We start from the raw sequence: 16232 nt of genomic DNA on the forward strand, positions 1-16232 counted from the left end.
CACTTCAACTCAAGCGGCATGATCCGCTTGCGGCGAGCCTGAACCGATCCATAGCTGCCAAGCCCCCTTTCAGGACTCGCCATTAATAACAAGAACCGAGGGTGTTATGGGTATCGCTGCCAGCGAACTGTGCCGCTACGTGATCCGTCCTACGCTGATTTATCTGGGACGCCACAGCGCGACCGCCGAATCTCTCCTGCTGGGCATCGCCGCCAGCCAGTCTGCCCTGGGTTCCGCCCTCCATGACCGCCGTGGCCACGGCCTCTACCGTATCGCCGAGCATCGCCACCAGGCCCTTTGGGATGATTATCTGGCGCTCGATCCGGAACGTGCCAGCCTGGTTCGTGGCCTCGCCAGTCAGCATGCCTTCCTGACCGGTCCGCACCTGGAATTGACAGTAAATCTGCGTTACGCCACGGCCATTGCCTGGCTGCTGGTAGAAGAACAAAACCCCACACTCCCCGATTCCAGCGATTTACTGGGAATGGCGCGCATCTGGCGCCAGACCTTCCAACCCCAAGGTCGTCTGCGCGACTTCACTTACGCCTGGCACACCTGTGTTTCAACGGTGAATCAGGTCGCTTGCTGACCGTCTGGTTTCAAAAGATCTGCCAACAGGTCGCGAATCTGGTCGGATTGTCCTACAAAACCGCTCTAAATCAAGGCATACGAGCTATAGCGCTAGGGCGAAAATGTTGGTAATTTTCGCCCCGGTGATCACCAGGAGTTCTAATAATGAAAAAAGTCATGCTCAAAACCACCCTTAGCCTCGCCGTTACCCTTGCCTCCACTCAAATTTTCGCGGCCGGCTTTGCCCTCAACGAACAAAGCATCAGTGGGATGGGGACTGGTTTTGCCGGGCGATCTTCTTCTGCAGACGACGCAAGCACTGTTTATGGCAACCCTGCCGGCATGTCGCGCATCAAGCGCGAACAAGTCACCGGCGGTGTAGCCGTTGTCGATGCTCATACCGATATCAGCAACGCCAGCTCCAGCCCCAACGGCGGCAGCAACAAAGGCGACATGGTGCCCTTCACCGCTGTACCTATGGGCTTCTACGTCAAACCAATTGATGAGCACTGGGCATTCGGCCTGGGCGTGTACGTGCCGTTCGGCCTGATTACCGACTACGAAAAAGGCTTTGCCGGCCGTTACTTCGGCAGCAAGTCCGAAGTACAAGTGATCACATTCCAGCCAACTGTCAGCTACGCCTTCAACGACAAGGTATCGATCGGTTTCGGTCCGACCATCAACCGCATCGACGGCTCGCTGGAGTCCAATCTGTCGATTTCTCCGGCGTTCCCGGACGGCAAGGTCAAGATCAAGGGTGACGACACCGCGCTGGGCTACAACGTCGGCGTGCTGGTACAAGCCACTGATACCACGCGCCTGGGTCTGACTTACCACTCGAAAGTCGACTACAAGCTCGAAGGCAACACCAAGGTCAACTACGGTGTGCTCGGCGCAATCGGTCTGGGCGCCAACCAGAAATACGACGCTTCGCTGAAGATCACCACGCCTGAATCCATCGACTTCTCGGTCACCCAGGCAATCAACGATCGCTGGAACGTCTATGCCGGTACCACCTGGACCCGTTGGAGCCAGCTGGAAAAAATCACCGTCAAGAACTCCGGGGTACAGCCGCTGCTGGCCGGTCAGTTCGGTTCGATCAACGAAGACCAGAACTGGCATGACTCCTGGGCCTACGCCGTGGGTACGTCGTATCAGTTGAACAAGGAATGGGTATTGCGTACCGGCCTGACGTTCGACCAGTCGCCGACCAATAACGAAGACCGTTCGCCACGTATTCCGACTGGCGACCGCACCATCTTCAGTATCGGTGCCGGCTGGAGCCCGACCGACGACCTGACCATCGATGTCGCCTACTCGTACCTGAAGGAAGAGTCGGTCAAGATCCGCAACGAAAACAACCGTGGTCAGACCTACGATGCCAAGTATGAAAACTCGGCAAACGGTTTCGGTGTCGGCGCTACTTACCGCTTCTGATGCTGCACGGCGAGGCTAATCCCTCGCCTACAAAAAAGCCCCGCTCTCTTTGCAGAGGCGGGGCTTTTTTGATGCCTTGATTTTGCTCACCACCACAACACACTTCCCGCGTGGGGGCGAGCCTGCTCGCGAAGGCGGTGTATCAACCAATACACCTGTCGACTGGCAGATCGCTTTCGCGAGCAGGCTCGCTCCCACAAAAAAACAGCGCTATGGCTTCAGCGGTTTCGAGGCGATAGCCTTCTCGATCGCGGCGATAAACTCCGGATCATCCGGCTTGGTCAGACTGGAAAAATTGGCGATCACCTTGCCTTGGCGATCGACCACATATTTATAGAAATTCCATTTCGGTGCGCTGCTCTGTGCCGCCAATATCTGGAACAGATGCGTAGCGTCATCACCACGAACCTTCTGCGGCTCGGTCATATTGAACGTCACGCCATAGTTGGCGTAGCAGACCTTGGCAGTCTCGGCGCTGTCCTTGGACTCCTGTTTGAAGTCGTTGGAAGGCACCCCGAGCATTTGCAAACCTTGCCCTTCGTAGCGTTTATGCAGCGCCTCAAGGCCTTCGAACTGCGGCGCAAAACCGCAGAAGCTCGCCGTATTGACCACCACCAGTGGCTTGTCGGCGTATTGCTTGCACAGATCAATGGATTCCTTGGCTCGCAACTTGGGCAGTGAGCCTTGCAGCAATTCGGGACAGTCGGCGGCCTGGGCCAGACCAGTCAACGCCATCAGCAACGCGGGAACAGCACACCAGCGCATCAGCATGTCGAGCATCCTTGAGCAGTCGTTCAGGATTCGACGTTACTCGTCATGCCCGCTTCTAGCAAATGCTCATGCCCAACTGCATCAAGGCCAGGCCGCCCTGCTGCCAGCCCCACCACACCAGCGCCAGCACAGCGGCGCCGAGTGCAGTGATGGCCAATCGTCGCCAGAATCGGCTCATGCGGCGCTCGCTGCGGCTTGCAGGCGTGCGACCGGACGCTCGCGCACCGGCCAGTTCAGCGCGGCTGCCAGCAGGCTCAGCAGAACCGCCACTTGCCAGATCAAGTCATAACTCCCGGTTCGGTCATACACCACCCCGCCTAGCCAGCCGCCAAGGAACGATCCCAACTGATGGAAGAGGAACACGATGCCACCGAGCATGGAAAGGTTTCGCACCCCGAACAAGGTCGCCACCGTACCGTTGGTCAACGGCACCGTCGACAGCCACAGGAAACCCATGGCCATGCCAAACAGGTACGCCGACGTGGTCGTCACCGGCAGCCACAGGAACAACACGATCACCACTGCGCGCAGCAGATACAACGCGGTGAGCAAGCGCGGCTTGGACATGCGTCCGCCGAGCCAGCCGGCGGTGTAGGTGCCGAAGATATTGAACAGCCCGATCAACGCCAGCACCGTGGTGCCGACACTGGCCGGCAGATGCTGATCGACCAGATAGGCCGGCAAGTGCACACCGATGAACACCACCTGAAAACCGCAAACGAAAAAACCAAACGCCAGCAGCCAGAACCCGGAATGCGAGCAGGCTTCGCGCAACGCTTCGGACAGGGTTTGTTCATGGCCAAGCACCGGCAGCGGCTTGTCCTTGAGCATGCTCACCAGCGGCACGATCAGCGCCACCAGCAAGCCCAATACCAACAACGCCGCCGACCAGCCGAGCCAGCCAATCAAGCCGAGGGTACCCGGCAACATAGCGAACTGGCCGAAAGAGCCGGCGGCGCTGGCAATGCCCATGCCCATGCTGCGTTTTTCCGGCGGCACCGCGCGGCCGACGACGCCGAGGATCACCGAAAACGAGGTGCCGGACAGACCAATGCCGATCAGCAGGCCAGCGCTCAGTGATAGCGTCACCGCCGAATCAGACAGGCCCATGCACACCAGACCCACCGCGTAGAGCACCCCACCGACGAGCACCACTTTTGCCGCGCCGAAGCGGTCAGCCAATGCACCGGTAAACGGTTGCGCCAGGCCCCAGATCAAATTCTGCAAGGCAATGGCGAAGGCGAACACCTCTCTTCCCCAGCCGAACTGAGCGCTCATCGGTGACAGAAACAACCCGAAGCCGTGCCGCACGCCCAATGACAACGCCAGGATCAGCGCACTCCCCAGCAACACCCAACCGCACGTACGCCACATCGATGTCATTGTTATTCTCCGCTTGCGGGTATATACCCGCTTGAGTTTGGAAAAAACCGGCCTCAGGCCAGTTCATCCAGCAATCTGAGCAAGGTTTCACGCTTCTCGGCGCCCAGTCGGTCGATCAACCGCTGCTGCGCTGCTTCCCAGGCCGGCAGTGCCGCTGCCAGGCGTTGCACGCCGGTCTCGGTGAGTTTGACGATGCGGTTGCGCATGTCCTCGCCTTCGGCCAGCGCCACCAGCCCCTCGCCTTCCAATACCCGCAGATTGCGCCCGAGGGTGCTGCGGTCCAGACCCATCGCCTCGGCGAGTTCGGAAATGCTCGGTTGATCCAGACGCTGCAGATTGCACAGCAAAGAATACTGGGCAACGTTGATCCCGAAGCCGTCGAGAGCGCCGTCGTAATGCCTGCTGACGCCACGAGCGGCGCGACGCAGGTTGGTGCACAAACACTGAGAAGGAAGCATGATGCGTGTATATACCCGCGACTATGTTAAATCAAGTTACAGATGAGTTTACCCATAACATTTGTGGCGCCTGACACACCGCTATCGCGAGCAGGCTCACTCCTACATTTGCAATGCGATCCCCCTGTGGGAGCGAGCCTGCTCGCGAAGAGGCCAGCACAGACAATCCAAAACTGTCAGATCAAAACCAATCCAACCAACACCACCATCTCCAGCAATTCCAGCAACGCCCCCGCCGTATCGCCCGTCGCCCCGCCCAACCGCCGCATCATTACCTGCCGCAACCAGACAAACACACCGACAGCGATCATCAGCGCAACGACGGCACTGAATCCGGCAATCAGCACGCAGACTAATGCACTCAAGCCCAGCACCCACCATCCGGCCTTGCGCGGCAGATGATCAGCCAACGCCTGCCCCAACCCGCCCGCACGCACATACGGCGTCGTCAGAAACAACCCCAGCAGCGCCGCCCGCCCGAGCAGCGGCACAATGATCAACGCCAGCCCATACCCTTGCTCGATCAGCGCCAGCAGTGCAGCAAACTTGAGCAGCAACACCAGCACCAGCGTCACTACCGCAATCGGCCCGCTGCGCGGGTCTTTCATGATCGTCAACGTACGCTCGCGATCACCAAAGCCGCCGAGCCAGGCATCGGCGCTGTCAGCCAGACCATCCAGATGAAGTGCGCCGCTGAGCACCACCCAAACCGTCAACAGCAATGCCGCATGCAGCAACAACGGCGCGCCGCTCAAGGCGAGATTCAGCGCCCACAGGATCACGCCGAACAGCAATCCCACCAGCGGATAAAACAGCAACGACCGCCCAAGTTGCTCCGGCTCGGGCATCCCCGGCAGGCGAATCGGCAGGCTGCTGAGAAATTGCAGGGCGATCCACAGCGGCAACATGTCAGTGACCTTCCTTGAGTGAACCGTCAACCTCGACCGTCAGCGCAAACATTGCGCCATGCCCGACCTCGACATTGAGCAGTTGTTCGCGTGGCAGCCCTCGCGCTTGCGCCAACAGCAGACGCATCACGCCGCCATGACTGATCAGCAAAATCCGCTCACCGGCGTACGCAGTGTGCAGGCGCGCAACCGCTGCCAACACTCGCGAGGAAAACGCGCTGACCGGCTCACCTTGCGGTGGAGTAAAGGAATACGGATCAGCCCAGAACAGCCCCAAGGCCTCGGCGTCCGTTTCCATCAACGCCGCTGCGCTCTGCCCTTCCCATGCACCGAAATGCAGCTCCTGCAGATCCTGGTCCAGCTGCACCGGAAGACTCAGCTGTTCGCCCAGTTCGGCGGCGAAGCGCGCACAACGCTGCAATGGCGAACTGACAATCCGCTGCCACGGCCCGCCTTCGACTACCGCCGCACGCATCTGCGCCCAACCCCGTTCGGTCAGCGCATCGTCGAGGCTGCCGCGCAAACCACCGCCGAGTTCAGTTTCACCATGACGCATCAGATCCAGCTGCAGCGTCATGCCGGACGATCCGCCACCGCCGCTTCGGCGAAGGTCGCCATCTGCCCGTGCAGATCGCAAGCAAGACGCAACAACGGCACCGCCAACGCGGCGCCACTGCCCTCACCCAGACGCAGACCGAGTTCCAGCAACGGCTCAGCTTTCAGCGTTTCCAGCACATGGCGATGGCCCGGCTCGGCGCCCCGGTGACCGAACAACAACCACTCGCGGCAGTCCGGATTCAAGCGCACCGCAACCAGCGCAGCGACCGTGCAGATAAAGCCGTCGACCAATACTGCAACACCTTCTTGAGCCGCCGCCAGATACGCGCCGACCAGCGCCGCGATTTCAAAACCACCAAGATTGAACAGGGTCTGCAAGGCATCGCCCCGTTGCGCGGCGTGCAACGCCAATGCGCGCTCGATCACTTGCGCTTTATGGCTGACGCCTTCGGCATTCAACCCGGTGCCGGGACCCGTCAGATGTGCCACCGGGCAATCGAGCAAAGCACAGGCCAAGGCGCTGGCGGCGGTGGTGTTGCCGATGCCCATTTCGCCACCGATGAACAACTGTGTGCGTGCGGCTTTCGCCCGCAACAGACTGTCGCGACCGGCCTGCAATGCCAGCTCGCCTTGAGCCTGAGTCATCGCCGCGCCCCGCACGAAGTTGGCCGTGCCCGGGCCGATATTCAAGTGGCGCACACCCGCCAGGTTCAGCGCTGGATTCACCGTGCCCAGATCAACCACTTCCAGCTGCGCACCGAGCTGCCGCGCCAACACACTGATCGCCGCACCGCCGCTGACAAAGTTGAGCAGCATCTGCCCGGTGACTTCCTGCGGGAACGCCGAAACACCTTCAGCGACCACGCCGTGATCACCGGCAAAAATCGCAATCCAGACCTGCGCCAGCGTCGGTTTGACCTGGCCTTGCAGACCGGCCAGTTGCACCGCAACCGATTCCAGACGTCCCAGCGAACCTGCCGGTTTGGTCAATTGCTGTTGCCGCGCCGTCGCTTGTTCAACAACGTTCAGATCGACCGGTTTACACGGATTCAGCCACCAGGTTTGAGTCATAACGCAGGTCCTTTCAGAGTCAGGGGCAGGCCGGCGACAGTCAGGACAACACGCTGACAGCGCTCAGCCAGAGCTTGATGCAGCCAACCGGCTTCATCGACGTAGCGGCGAGTCAATTCGCCCAGCGGCACGACACCCATTCCGGTCTCGTTGCTGACAAAAATGATTTCACCCGGCAAAGACGCCAGGCATTCGAGCAAGGCCTCGCGCTCGGCGGCGAGGCGTTCGGCGTCATCGAGCATCAGCAGATTGGTCAGCCACAGGGTCAGGCAATCGACCAGCAAGCAACGCTCGGCGCTGGCGCTTTCGCGCAGGACGCGGGCCAGTTCCAAGGGTTCTTCAATGAGTGCCCATTCGACGGGTCGGCGGGCGCGGTGATGGGCGACGCGATCACTCATCTCGCCATCAAGCGGCTGGCTGGTGGCGATGTAGGTGACCGAGAGGTTGCTGTCGCTGGCGAGCTTTTCGGCCAGACGACTTTTGCCGGAGCGGGCGCCGCCGAGGATCAGTTGGAGCATGGGGGGACATCCTGAAAATTATGTGTTGAAGCCATAGGCGCTATCGCGAGCAGGCTCACTCCTACAAGGGATCTCGAGCAACCCAGAGTTTTGTGTAAAACACATAACCCTGTAGGCCTTCGCCTGCTCGCGATGAGGCCATAAAATTCACCTCAAATCCCACAGAGCTGTCGCAACAGATCAGTATCCAGATGCTTTTCCACCAGATCCGCCAGCCGCTCGATATCGCGCTCGCGCAAGCCGTGGTAATCCACCGCCTGCACATCGCTCAACCCGGCCCAGCGCAGCAACGCCGCACTCGCCGCCGGCGATTCGAACAGGCCATGCAGATAGGTGCCGAATACCTGCTCATCAACACTCTGTGCACCGTCGCAACGGCCATCATCCAGATGCACCGCAGCGTTTTCCAACGCCGGTCCGCTGGTCACGCCCGCATGAATTTCATAACCGCTGACGTCGGCATCTTCCAGCGCCAGCCGTCCACGCACATTGCGCAACTGCTTCTCGGCTTCAAGTGTGGTTTCGAACGCCAGCAAGCCCAAACCGGCACTCGTGCCCGGCGCGCCTTCGAGGCCGAGCGGGTCATGCACCTGCTCACCGAGCATCTGCAGACCGCCGCAGATCCCCAGCACTTTGCCGCCGTAACGCAAGTGCCGAGAGATCGCCGTATCCCAGCCATTGGCGCGCAGATAAGCCAGATCGCTGCGCACGCTTTTCGAGCCCGGCAGAATGATCAGGTCAGCCGCCGGAATCGCCTGCCCCGGGCCGACGAATTGCAGATCGACCTGCGGATGCAGACGCAGCGGATCGAAATCGGTGTGGTTGCTGATGCGCGGCAGCACCGGCACCACCACTTTCAGCACCTGCTCAGCCTTGTCGGTCTGGCGCTGATCGATGCCGTCCTCGGCCTCCAGATGCAGATCCATCACGTAGGGCAACACGCCGACCACCGGTTTGCCGGTGCGCTGTTCCAGCCAGTCAAGGCCCGGTTGCAGCAAAGCGATGTCGCCGCGAAAACGGTTGATGATGAAACCTTTGACCCGTGCCTGTTCGCTCGGCGACAGCAGCTCAAGGGTGCCAACCAGATGAGCAAAAACCCCGCCGCGATTGATGTCGGCGATTAGCAACACCGGGCAATCCACCGCTTCGGCAAAACCCATGTTGGCGATATCACCGGCACGCAGATTGATCTCCGCCGGCGAGCCCGCGCCTTCGACCATCACCAGCGGATACGCGGCACTGAGTCGGTCATGCGAGGCCAGCACGGCTTGCATCGCGATGGCTTTGTAGTCGTGGTAGGCAACCGCGTTCATCGTGGTGATGGCACGACCATGGATGATCACTTGCGCGCCAGTGTCGCTGTTCGGCTTGAGCAGCACCGGGTTCATGTCGGTGTGCGGTTCGAGATGAGCGGCTTGCGCCTGCACCGCTTGCGCGCGACCAATCTCACCGCCATCAGCGGTCACGGCACTGTTGAGCGCCATGTTCTGCGGCTTGAACGGTACGACCGCAACGCCCTGACGAGTTGCCCAGCGGCACAACGCCGTCACCAGTGTGCTTTTGCCGGCGTCGGAAGTGGTGCCTTGCACCATCAGGGTGGTCATGGGTGGTCCTTGGTGAAGGCTATCAAAGCCTGTTCGAGGCGCGTCTCTTCAGTCGCATCGGCGGGCAGACCAAAACGCAGACTGCTGTTGTGGGTGAAAATGCGCAGGAGGATGCCGCGACGGGCCATGAATGCGTGCAGCGTTTCGGCATGCTCGGTGATCAGCCACTGGAACAGCGCGCAACCGCCCTGGGGCTTGAAGCCGTAGCGCTCAAGCAGCGTTGCCAATCGTTCGCTGGCCTCATCGCTGCGAATGCGTTGGCGGGTGTGACCTTCGGTGTCTTGCAGGCACGCCTGGCCAAGCACTCGGGTTGGCCCGCTCACCGCCCAAGGCCCGACCTGTTCGGCGAGCAGTTTGAGCAACTTGCGCTCGGCCAGGACAAAGCCCAGACGCACCCCGGCCAGACCGAAAAACTTGCCGAACGAACGCAACACGATCAGCCCGACTTGATGCGCATGCGGGGCCAGGCTCAACTGCGGCGTGTTGTCCATGAAGGCTTCATCGACCACCAGCCAGCCACCGCGCCGGGCGAGCCGCGCGTGCCAGTCGAGCAATCGTGCCGGGGTCAGGCTCAAGCCGGTCGGGTTGTTCGGGTTGACCACCACCAGCACGTCGAGGCTGTCGAGAAAGAATTCGACTTCCTGCTCCAGCACTTCGCGCACGATGTAACCACAGCGCCGCCACGCTTCGGCGTGTTCGGCATAACACGGCGACAACACGCCGACCTTGCCGGCCCGGCGCAAACGCGGCAGCAACTGGATGGCCATCTGCGAACCGGCCACCGGCAGCACTTGCGCGGCACCGTAGTAATCGCACGCAGCTTGCTCCAGACCGTCATCGGTTTCCGGCAAGCGCGCCCAGGCGCGTAGCGGGACTTCCGGGATCGGAAATGGCCACGGCGCGAGGCCGCTGGACAGGTCAAGCCAGTCCGCCTCGGCAATGCCGTAATCGTGTGCAGCCTTGCGCAGCCGGCCACCGTGCTCAAGCATAGAATTCAGCCCCCACGCAGAGAATCAGCAGCCATAACCATACCCCGCGCTGGACCAATTGCCAGCCACGGTCGATGGAATCGGCATCCGCTGGAGCGCCTTCGCCGAGTTGCGGACGGTCGTGAAGTTCGCCGTGATAGATCGCCGGGCCGCCCAATTCCACGCCCAAGGCACCGGCCCCGGCAGCCATCACCGGACCGGCGTTGGGGCTGTCCCACTTCGGCGCCTGTGTGCGCCAGCACTTCAACGCGAGTCGGGTTTTACCCAGCAGCGCGTAGGTCAACGCCACCAGACGCGCAGGAATGTAGTTCAACACGTCGTCGATTTTTGCCGCTGCCCAACCGAAACGCTCAAAGCGTTCGTTGCGATAGCCCCACATCGCATCGAGCGTATTGCTCAAGCGGTAGAGGACCACGCCCGGCGCACCCGCCACGACAAACCAGAACAGCGCGGCAAACACCGCATCACTGCCGTTTTCCAACACCGACTCAGTGGCGGCACGGGCGACGGCGGTGCTGTCGAGTTCATCGGTCTGACGGCTGACCAGATAGCCGACACGCTTGCGCGCCTCGTCCAGATCATCCGCGCGCAACGCGGCGGCGACCGGCGCGACATGCTCGCCGAGGCTGCGCATGCCGAGGGCGCAATACAGCGCGAGAATCTCGACGACCCAGCCCACGTATGGCGCCCAGGAAAACGCCGTGGCGAGCAAGGTCAGCGGCAGCACCGCGATCACCCACGCAGTGACCCCATGGCTGCGCCAACCCCGGCCACCGGCGTTGAAACGTTGCTCGATGCGCCCGGCAAAATTGCCGAACGCCACCAGCGGATGCCAGCGTTTCGGTTCACCGAGCAGCGCATCCAGCGCCACCGCGGCGACACTCAACAACGCCACACTCATTGACTCACTCCCCAATAATTTTCGTACAGCAGCTCATTGAGCGGACGCGCCTGCGCCCAACCTTCGAGTACCAGCATCGGCGCCGGATAGAATTCCTTGACCGGCCCCAGACATAAAACCGCCAGCGGCTTGGAACCTTCGGGCAACTTCAGCAAATCGGCGAGCGCCTGCGGCTCGAATAATGAGACCCAGCCCATGCCGAGGCCTTCGGCGCGCGAGGCCAGCCATAGATTCTGGATCGCGCAGGACAGCGAGGCCATGTCCATTTCCGGCAATGTACGGCGACCGAAAATGTGCTTTTCGCGATCATCCATCAACGCGGCGACCAGCACTTCGGCGCAATCATTGATGCCTTCGACCTTGAGCTTCATGAACTCGTCACTGCGCTCGCCGAGGGCTTCGGCTGTGCGGATGCGTTCTTCTTCCACTAGATTCTGGATCTGCCCGCGCAGGCTGCGGTCGCTGATGCGGATGAAGCGCCAGGGCTGCATCAGGCCGACGCTTGGGGCCTGGTGGGCGGCTTCCAGTAGTCGGCGCAACAGCTCCGGCTCGACGCTGCCGCCGGTGAAGTGGCGCATGTCGCGGCGTTCGGCGATGGCTCTATAAACCGCTTCGCGCTCGGCTTCGGAGAATGTGTTGTCGGTCATGGCCTGCTCGCGAAGGCGCCTTCGGAATCAGGCGCAAACAGTGCAGCGACAGCCGCAGGATTCGACGGAAAATAAAAGTGCACATAAGAAGCCGTCATCCGCCCCTCACGATAAACCGCCTCGGCGCCACGCCCACCATTCGGGCTCAAACCCCGCGCAATCGGCGCCAGTTCGGTGGTGGTCAGCGAATGATGATAAGTGTGCCCGCGCAACGAACCTTCCGGCAGATCCACCGCTTGCAACGCCAACGCCGCCAGACGCTTCTGCATCACCGCATCGCCCTTAAGCAGCCCGACCAATTCAGCGCGGGTACCTTCAACGTCAGTCAACGAATCGAGCAGATACAGCATCCCGCCACACTCGGCGAGCAACGGCTTACCCGCCGCATGATGCGCGCGAATCGCCTCACACATCGCGGTGTTCTGCGACAACGCAACGTGGTGCAGTTCCGGATACCCACCGGGCAAATATAGGCTGTCCGCTTCAGGCAATTGCGTGTCGCGGATCGGCGAGAAGAAACTCAACTCGGCGCCCATCGCCCGCAATAGATCGAGACTCGCGCCGTAGGTAAAAGCAAACGCTTCATCACGGGCGACGGCAATTCGCACATTCTTCAGCAACGGCTCGACAGCGATCACGTCCGGTGCAGCAAACTCCACGGCCGGTGGCAGCGCTACCTCGCAACTGCTGGCCAATGCGTCGGCGGCGGCGTCGAGACGCACATCCAGATCATTCAATTCGCTGGCCTGGACCAGGCCGAGATGACGACTCGGCAGTTCGATACCGGTCTCGCGGGACAACGCGCCGTACCAGCGCAGACCTTCGGTGAGGCTGCCTTCGAGCAATTGCGCATGGCGCAAGGTGCCGACACGGTTGGCCAGCACGCCAGCAAACGGCAAGTCCGGCTGATACCTGGCCAAACCGAGCGCCAACGCACCAAAAGTCTGTGCCATGGCCGTGCCGTCGATCACACCGAGCACCGGCACGCCGAAGTGCCGCGACAGATCGGCGCTGGAAGGCGTGCCGTCGAACAGGCCCATCACGCCTTCGATCAGAATCAGATCCGCCTCATTGGCGGCTTCCCACAACAGACGACGACTTTCCTGCTCGCCGACCATCCACATGTCCAGTTGATACACCGGCGCACCGCTGGCGCGCTCGAGAATCATCGGATCAAGGAAGTCCGGGCCGCATTTGAACACGCGCACTTTGCGCCCCTGATTGCGATGCAAACGGGCGAGCGCGGCGGTGACGGTGGTCTTGCCCTGACCGGAGGCCGGCGCGGCGATGAGCACCGCCGGGCAGTGACGTGGTTGATTCAAAGTTCGACGCCTTTCTGCGCTTTGATGCCGGCCTGGAAAGCGTGTTTGAGCATGCCCATTTCGGTGACCGTGTCGCCCATCTCGATCATTTCCGGCTTGGCCGCGCGACCGGTGACGATCACATGCTGCATCGGCGGACGCGCCTGCAAATCGCTGAGCACCTGATCAAGATCGAGGTAGCCGTGCTTGAGGGCGATGTTCAATTCGTCGAGCACCACCAGACCGATCGACGGATCACGCAGCAATTCACGGGACACGGCCCACGCGGCTTCGGCGGCGGCGATGTCGCGCTGACGATCCTGGGTTTCCCAAGTGAAGCCCTCGCCCATCACGTGAAAGCGCACTTGCTCGGGGAAGCGCCGGAAGAACAACTCTTCGCCGGTGCTGTTGCGGCCCTTGATGAACTGCACCACACCGCACTGCATGCCGTGGCCCATGGCGCGGGCGAGCATGCCGAACGCCGAGCTGCTTTTGCCTTTGCCATTGCCGGTGAGCACCAGCACCAGGCCGCACTCGTCGGGCGAGTTGGCAATGCGTTCGTCGATCACGGCTTTTTTGCGCTGCATACGCGCCAGATGGCGTTCGTCGCGCTCGGGGGAATCAGTCATGGGGGAGCTCTCCGTTGAGGCTGGATAACGGCGGGCAGGCACAAGAATAGAAGGCAAAAAGCCTGGCATCGCCCACCGTGATGCCGCTGGATGGATCAGGCCGGTCTCCGGGCTCATGAGCGGCGCATGCCTGACTGCGCGCCTTCCCGCTTCTTTCGAGGCAGTGGCTCAAGGCGCAGTTTTCACTCATTTACCGTTGCGGGGGCAGCGCCGGGATCGTGGTGGTTCTTCGTGCGAAGACAACCCTCACCGGCTTCCCTGTTTCACTCTGTCGACGCAGGTCACAGAGCACCTGAAACAAGCCGCGAAGGTTAGAGGGTTGGGGGTGGAGCGTCAATTAAAGAGGCGGCCATCGGGCGAATAACTGCCGCCGATCACTTATCTGCCGCCAATCTTGTGCCACACTGATACAGATGATATCAAAGAGCCATGCTTTTCTCGAAAAGCCCACTACAACAATAAAGGATGATGACGATGCAAGGCATGATCATCAGCAACCCGCGCCTGGAATTCCTGCGCCCGGTGCTTGAACGCTGGTTTGACTGTATCGACCGCTACAACGCCGTGCGCGGCGACAGCGACACCCCTTACTGGCATGACGAGAAAGCCAATCTCGGAGTGCTCTCGGCCGCAGCCTGGATGGCTGAGCTGGTCACTTTGAACGACACTGCCACGCGCAAGCAGAACGAAGAAGGCGAGCGCAATGCCCGCGCCGATCTGTTTCTCGCCGGTGCCGAAGACCGCGCCTTTATCCAGGCCACTCAGCGCTGGCCAAAGGTTACCAACCTGAATCTGACTCAAGCCCTGCTGGACATCACCAACGACGCCAAACGCATCAGCTATGCCAGCGACCTCAAGCTCGGCTGCCTGTTTGTCGCGCCGCAGAAAGCCCAGCACAGCGCCAGCCCCGAAGAACTGCAAGACATGGTCGACGACCTGCAAAAGGAACACACCTGCGCGGTCGCCTGGTATTTCCCCTACGCCTACCGCAAATTGCGCAGCGAAGCGGGCAACTATCACCCGGGCATCGCCGTGCTGTTCAAGGAAGCCCGCGGCTGAGCAGTTGAACCATCGGGCTTGCGCCCTCCTCTATGATTAGGAATGCATTCATAGGGAAGATCAGCAATGCGCAAGCCCCAGCTCGTTTTTGTCATCGCCTTCGCCGGAGGGCTCGCCGCCTGTGGTGAATCCTCCAGCCTGCAAGTCTCCGACGGCACCGGCCCATCACCGAAACTACCCGAACCGAACAAGACCCTGATCCCGACGGTGAACATCGCCCCGGCGATCGGCTGGCCCGAGGGCGGCAAACCGACTGCGGCGGCTGGCACTCAGGTCGCGTCATTCGCCGAAGGCCTCGATCATCCGCGCTGGCTCTATGTGTTGCCCAACGGCGATGTGCTGGTGGCGGAAACCAACGCTCCACCCAAGCCTGATGACAGCAGCGGCATTCGTGGCTGGGTGATGAAGAAAGTCATGGGCAAGGCCGGCGCTGGCGTGCCGAGTCCGAACCGCATCACCTTGCTGCGTGACGCCGATCATGATGGCGTTGCCGAGACCCGCACGGTGTTTCTGCAGAACCTCAACTCGCCGTTCGGCATGACCCTGGTCGGCAACGATCTGTACGTCGCCGATACCGATCGCCTGCTGCGCTTCAACTACGAACCCGGCGCGACCGAGATCAAGTCGCAGCCAATCAAGGTTGTCGATCTGCCCGGCGGCACGCTGAATCACCACTGGACCAAAAACGTTATTGCCAGCAAGGACGGCAGCAAGCTCTATGTCACGGTCGGCTCGAACAGCAACGTCGGCGAAAATGGCCTGGATAAGGAAGAGGGCCGCGCGGCGATCTGGGAAGTCGATCGTGCAACCGGCAATCACCGGATCTTCGCCTCGGGCATCCGCAACCCCAACGGCCTGGCCTGGGAACCGACCAGTGGCGCGCTGTGGACGGCAGTGAATGAGCGCGATGAAATCGGCAGTGACCTGGTGCCGGACTACATCACTTCCGTGAAGGACGGTGGTTTCTACGGCTGGCCGTTCAGTTACTACGGCCAGCATGTCGATGTCCGCGTTACGCCGCAGAATCCGGACCTGGTGGCTAAAGCCATTGCCCCGGATTATGCAGTCGGGCCGCACACCGCCTCGCTGGGCCTGAGCTTTGCCGAGGGCAACACGCTGCCGGCGCAGTTCAAGGAAGGCGCGTTTATCGGCCAGCACGGCTCATGGAACCGCAAACCGCACAGTGGCTACAAAGTGATTTTCGTGCCGTTTACCGGCGGCAAGCCGAGCGGCAAACCGGTGGATGTGCTGACCGGGTTCCTCGACAAGGACGAGAATGCTTTGGGTCGGCCGGTAGGCGTGGTGATCGATCAGCAAGGTGGTTTGCTGGTGGCGGATGATGTTGGCAATAAGGTGTGGCGAGTGTCGGCCACGAAGTGATGCTGAATGTGACCTGAAACAACTGTGGGAGCGAGCCTGCTCGCGAAT

The 16232-nt window shown here is 61.1% G+C and carries 18 protein-coding genes and 1 riboswitch; of the genes, 4 read left to right on the forward strand and 14 right to left on the reverse strand.

The annotated features are described in order from the left end of the window. Positions 1 to 106 precede the first annotated feature (106 nt). Both CKW14_RS05940 and CKW14_RS05945 read left to right on the forward strand, forming a co-directional pair. Complete coding sequence (locus CKW14_RS05940; RefSeq protein WP_095051089.1) at positions 107 to 589, forward strand: hypothetical protein; 483 nt, start codon at positions 107 to 109, stop codon at positions 587 to 589. Positions 590 to 735: 146 nt separating this feature from the next. Beyond that, positions 736 to 2007 (forward strand): OmpP1/FadL family transporter, encoded by a 1272-nt coding sequence (locus tag CKW14_RS05945; RefSeq protein ID WP_095051088.1) that lies wholly within the window; start codon positions 736 to 738, stop codon positions 2005 to 2007. A 210-nt stretch (positions 2008 to 2217) separates the two neighbouring features. On the opposite strand, the gene CKW14_RS05950 is transcribed toward CKW14_RS05945, so the two are convergent. The 14 genes from CKW14_RS05950 to cobO form a co-directional block, all read right to left on the reverse strand. Next, positions 2218 to 2778 (reverse strand): glutathione peroxidase, encoded by a 561-nt coding sequence (locus tag CKW14_RS05950; RefSeq protein WP_095051087.1) that lies wholly within the window; start codon positions 2776 to 2778, stop codon positions 2218 to 2220. Between the two features lie 55 nt (positions 2779 to 2833). After that, the gene (locus CKW14_RS30145) at positions 2834 to 2956 is read right to left on the reverse strand and encodes a hypothetical protein (RefSeq protein ID WP_256573964.1); all 123 of its coding nucleotides are present in this window, start codon (positions 2954 to 2956) and stop codon (positions 2834 to 2836) included. Then, a complete protein-coding gene (locus tag CKW14_RS05955; protein WP_093440060.1) occupies positions 2953 to 4161 on the reverse strand; it encodes an MFS transporter in 1209 nt (402 codons plus the stop codon). Before CKW14_RS05955 ends, CKW14_RS30145 begins: the two co-directional genes overlap by 4 nt. Positions 4162 to 4214: 53 nt before the next feature. Next, positions 4215 to 4619: a MarR family winged helix-turn-helix transcriptional regulator gene (locus CKW14_RS05960; protein ID WP_007919794.1), complete on the reverse strand. Its 405-nt coding sequence runs from the start codon at positions 4617 to 4619 to the stop codon at positions 4215 to 4217. A 176-nt stretch (positions 4620 to 4795) separates the two neighbouring features. Next, positions 4796 to 5527 carry an adenosylcobinamide-GDP ribazoletransferase gene (locus CKW14_RS05965; RefSeq protein ID WP_095124957.1) on the reverse strand — a complete coding sequence of 244 codons (732 nt, stop codon included), beginning with the start codon at positions 5525 to 5527 and terminating at the stop codon, positions 4796 to 4798. Between the two features lies 1 nt (position 5528). Beyond that, positions 5529 to 6104 (reverse strand): alpha-ribazole phosphatase family protein, encoded by a 576-nt coding sequence (cobC, locus tag CKW14_RS05970; protein WP_095051085.1) that lies wholly within the window; start codon positions 6102 to 6104, stop codon positions 5529 to 5531. Beyond that, the gene (cobT, locus tag CKW14_RS05975; RefSeq protein ID WP_095124959.1) at positions 6101 to 7156 is read right to left on the reverse strand and encodes a nicotinate-nucleotide--dimethylbenzimidazole phosphoribosyltransferase; all 1056 of its coding nucleotides are present in this window, start codon (positions 7154 to 7156) and stop codon (positions 6101 to 6103) included. The genes cobC and cobT overlap by 4 nt, the downstream gene beginning before the upstream one ends. After that, positions 7153 to 7674 (reverse strand): bifunctional adenosylcobinamide kinase/adenosylcobinamide-phosphate guanylyltransferase, encoded by a 522-nt coding sequence (cobU, locus tag CKW14_RS05980; protein ID WP_095124961.1) that lies wholly within the window; start codon positions 7672 to 7674, stop codon positions 7153 to 7155. The genes cobT and cobU overlap by 4 nt, the downstream gene beginning before the upstream one ends. A gap of 152 nt (positions 7675 to 7826) precedes the next feature. Next, positions 7827 to 9278 (reverse strand): cobyric acid synthase, encoded by a 1452-nt coding sequence (locus tag CKW14_RS05985; protein ID WP_095124963.1) that lies wholly within the window; start codon positions 9276 to 9278, stop codon positions 7827 to 7829. Further along, positions 9275 to 10267, reverse strand: a complete 993-nt coding sequence (cobD, locus tag CKW14_RS05990; RefSeq protein WP_095124965.1) for a threonine-phosphate decarboxylase CobD — start codon at positions 10265 to 10267, stop codon at positions 9275 to 9277. The genes CKW14_RS05985 and cobD overlap by 4 nt, the downstream gene beginning before the upstream one ends. Continuing rightward, a complete protein-coding gene (gene cbiB, locus CKW14_RS05995; protein ID WP_095051080.1) occupies positions 10260 to 11168 on the reverse strand; it encodes an adenosylcobinamide-phosphate synthase CbiB in 909 nt (302 codons plus the stop codon). Before cbiB ends, cobD begins: the two co-directional genes overlap by 8 nt. Further along, positions 11165 to 11815: a 5,6-dimethylbenzimidazole synthase gene (gene bluB / locus CKW14_RS06000; RefSeq protein ID WP_095124967.1), complete on the reverse strand. Its 651-nt coding sequence runs from the start codon at positions 11813 to 11815 to the stop codon at positions 11165 to 11167. The genes cbiB and bluB overlap by 4 nt, the downstream gene beginning before the upstream one ends. Next, a complete protein-coding gene (locus CKW14_RS06005) occupies positions 11812 to 13137 on the reverse strand; it encodes a cobyrinate a,c-diamide synthase (RefSeq protein ID WP_095124969.1) in 1326 nt (441 codons plus the stop codon). The genes bluB and CKW14_RS06005 overlap by 4 nt, the downstream gene beginning before the upstream one ends. Then, positions 13134 to 13745: a cob(I)yrinic acid a,c-diamide adenosyltransferase gene (cobO, locus tag CKW14_RS06010; protein ID WP_003223053.1), complete on the reverse strand. Its 612-nt coding sequence runs from the start codon at positions 13743 to 13745 to the stop codon at positions 13134 to 13136. The genes CKW14_RS06005 and cobO overlap by 4 nt, the downstream gene beginning before the upstream one ends. Positions 13746 to 13825: 80 nt before the next feature. After that, a riboswitch (cobalamin riboswitch) is annotated at positions 13826 to 14056 on the reverse strand. Positions 14057 to 14219: 163 nt separating this feature from the next. Here cobO and CKW14_RS06015 point away from each other — a divergent pair. Together CKW14_RS06015 and CKW14_RS06020 are read left to right on the forward strand one after the other, a co-directional pair. Then, positions 14220 to 14804, forward strand: coding sequence for a hypothetical protein (locus CKW14_RS06015; RefSeq protein WP_095051078.1), 585 nt, complete (start codon positions 14220 to 14222; stop codon positions 14802 to 14804). Between the two features lie 66 nt (positions 14805 to 14870). Further along, positions 14871 to 16184 carry a sorbosone dehydrogenase family protein gene (locus CKW14_RS06020; RefSeq protein WP_095124971.1) on the forward strand — a complete coding sequence of 438 codons (1314 nt, stop codon included), beginning with the start codon at positions 14871 to 14873 and terminating at the stop codon, positions 16182 to 16184. Positions 16185 to 16232: the final 48 nt, after the last annotated feature.

It is taken from the genome of Pseudomonas sp. Irchel s3a12 (assembly GCF_900187485.1).
GTDB lineage: Bacteria > Pseudomonadota > Gammaproteobacteria > Pseudomonadales > Pseudomonadaceae > Aquipseudomonas > Aquipseudomonas neuropathica.

Bases quoted from the DNA above. Each gene is read 5' to 3' on its own strand.
- CKW14_RS05945 (WP_095051088.1), top strand. From the start codon at position 736: ATGAAAAAAGTCATGCTCAAAACCACCCTTAGCCTCGCCGTTACCCTT.
- CKW14_RS05985 (WP_095124963.1), bottom strand. From the start codon at position 9,278: ATGACCACCCTGATGGTGCAAGGCACCACTTCCGACGCCGGCAAAAGC.
- CKW14_RS05955 (WP_093440060.1), bottom strand. From the start codon at position 4,161: ATGACATCGATGTGGCGTACGTGCGGTTGGGTGTTGCTGGGGAGTGCG.
- CKW14_RS05965 (WP_095124957.1), bottom strand. From the start codon at position 5,527: ATGTTGCCGCTGTGGATCGCCCTGCAATTTCTCAGCAGCCTGCCGATT.
- cobT (WP_095124959.1), bottom strand. From the start codon at position 7,156: ATGACTCAAACCTGGTGGCTGAATCCGTGTAAACCGGTCGATCTGAAC.
- cobO (WP_003223053.1), bottom strand. From the start codon at position 13,745: ATGACTGATTCCCCCGAGCGCGACGAACGCCATCTGGCGCGTATGCAG.
- cobC (WP_095051085.1), bottom strand. From the start codon at position 6,104: ATGACGCTGCAGCTGGATCTGATGCGTCATGGTGAAACTGAACTCGGC.
- CKW14_RS05940 (WP_095051089.1), top strand. From the start codon at position 107: ATGGGTATCGCTGCCAGCGAACTGTGCCGCTACGTGATCCGTCCTACG.
- cbiB (WP_095051080.1), bottom strand. From the start codon at position 11,168: ATGAGTGTGGCGTTGTTGAGTGTCGCCGCGGTGGCGCTGGATGCGCTG.
- CKW14_RS06015 (WP_095051078.1), top strand. From the start codon at position 14,220: ATGCAAGGCATGATCATCAGCAACCCGCGCCTGGAATTCCTGCGCCCG.
- cobU (WP_095124961.1), bottom strand. From the start codon at position 7,674: ATGCTCCAACTGATCCTCGGCGGCGCCCGCTCCGGCAAAAGTCGTCTG.
- CKW14_RS30145 (WP_256573964.1), bottom strand. From the start codon at position 2,956: ATGAGCCGATTCTGGCGACGATTGGCCATCACTGCACTCGGCGCCGCT.
- cobD (WP_095124965.1), bottom strand. From the start codon at position 10,267: ATGCTTGAGCACGGTGGCCGGCTGCGCAAGGCTGCACACGATTACGGC.
- CKW14_RS05950 (WP_095051087.1), bottom strand. From the start codon at position 2,778: ATGCTGATGCGCTGGTGTGCTGTTCCCGCGTTGCTGATGGCGTTGACT.
- bluB (WP_095124967.1), bottom strand. From the start codon at position 11,815: ATGACCGACAACACATTCTCCGAAGCCGAGCGCGAAGCGGTTTATAGA.
- CKW14_RS05960 (WP_007919794.1), bottom strand. From the start codon at position 4,619: ATGCTTCCTTCTCAGTGTTTGTGCACCAACCTGCGTCGCGCCGCTCGT.
- CKW14_RS06020 (WP_095124971.1), top strand. From the start codon at position 14,871: ATGCGCAAGCCCCAGCTCGTTTTTGTCATCGCCTTCGCCGGAGGGCTC.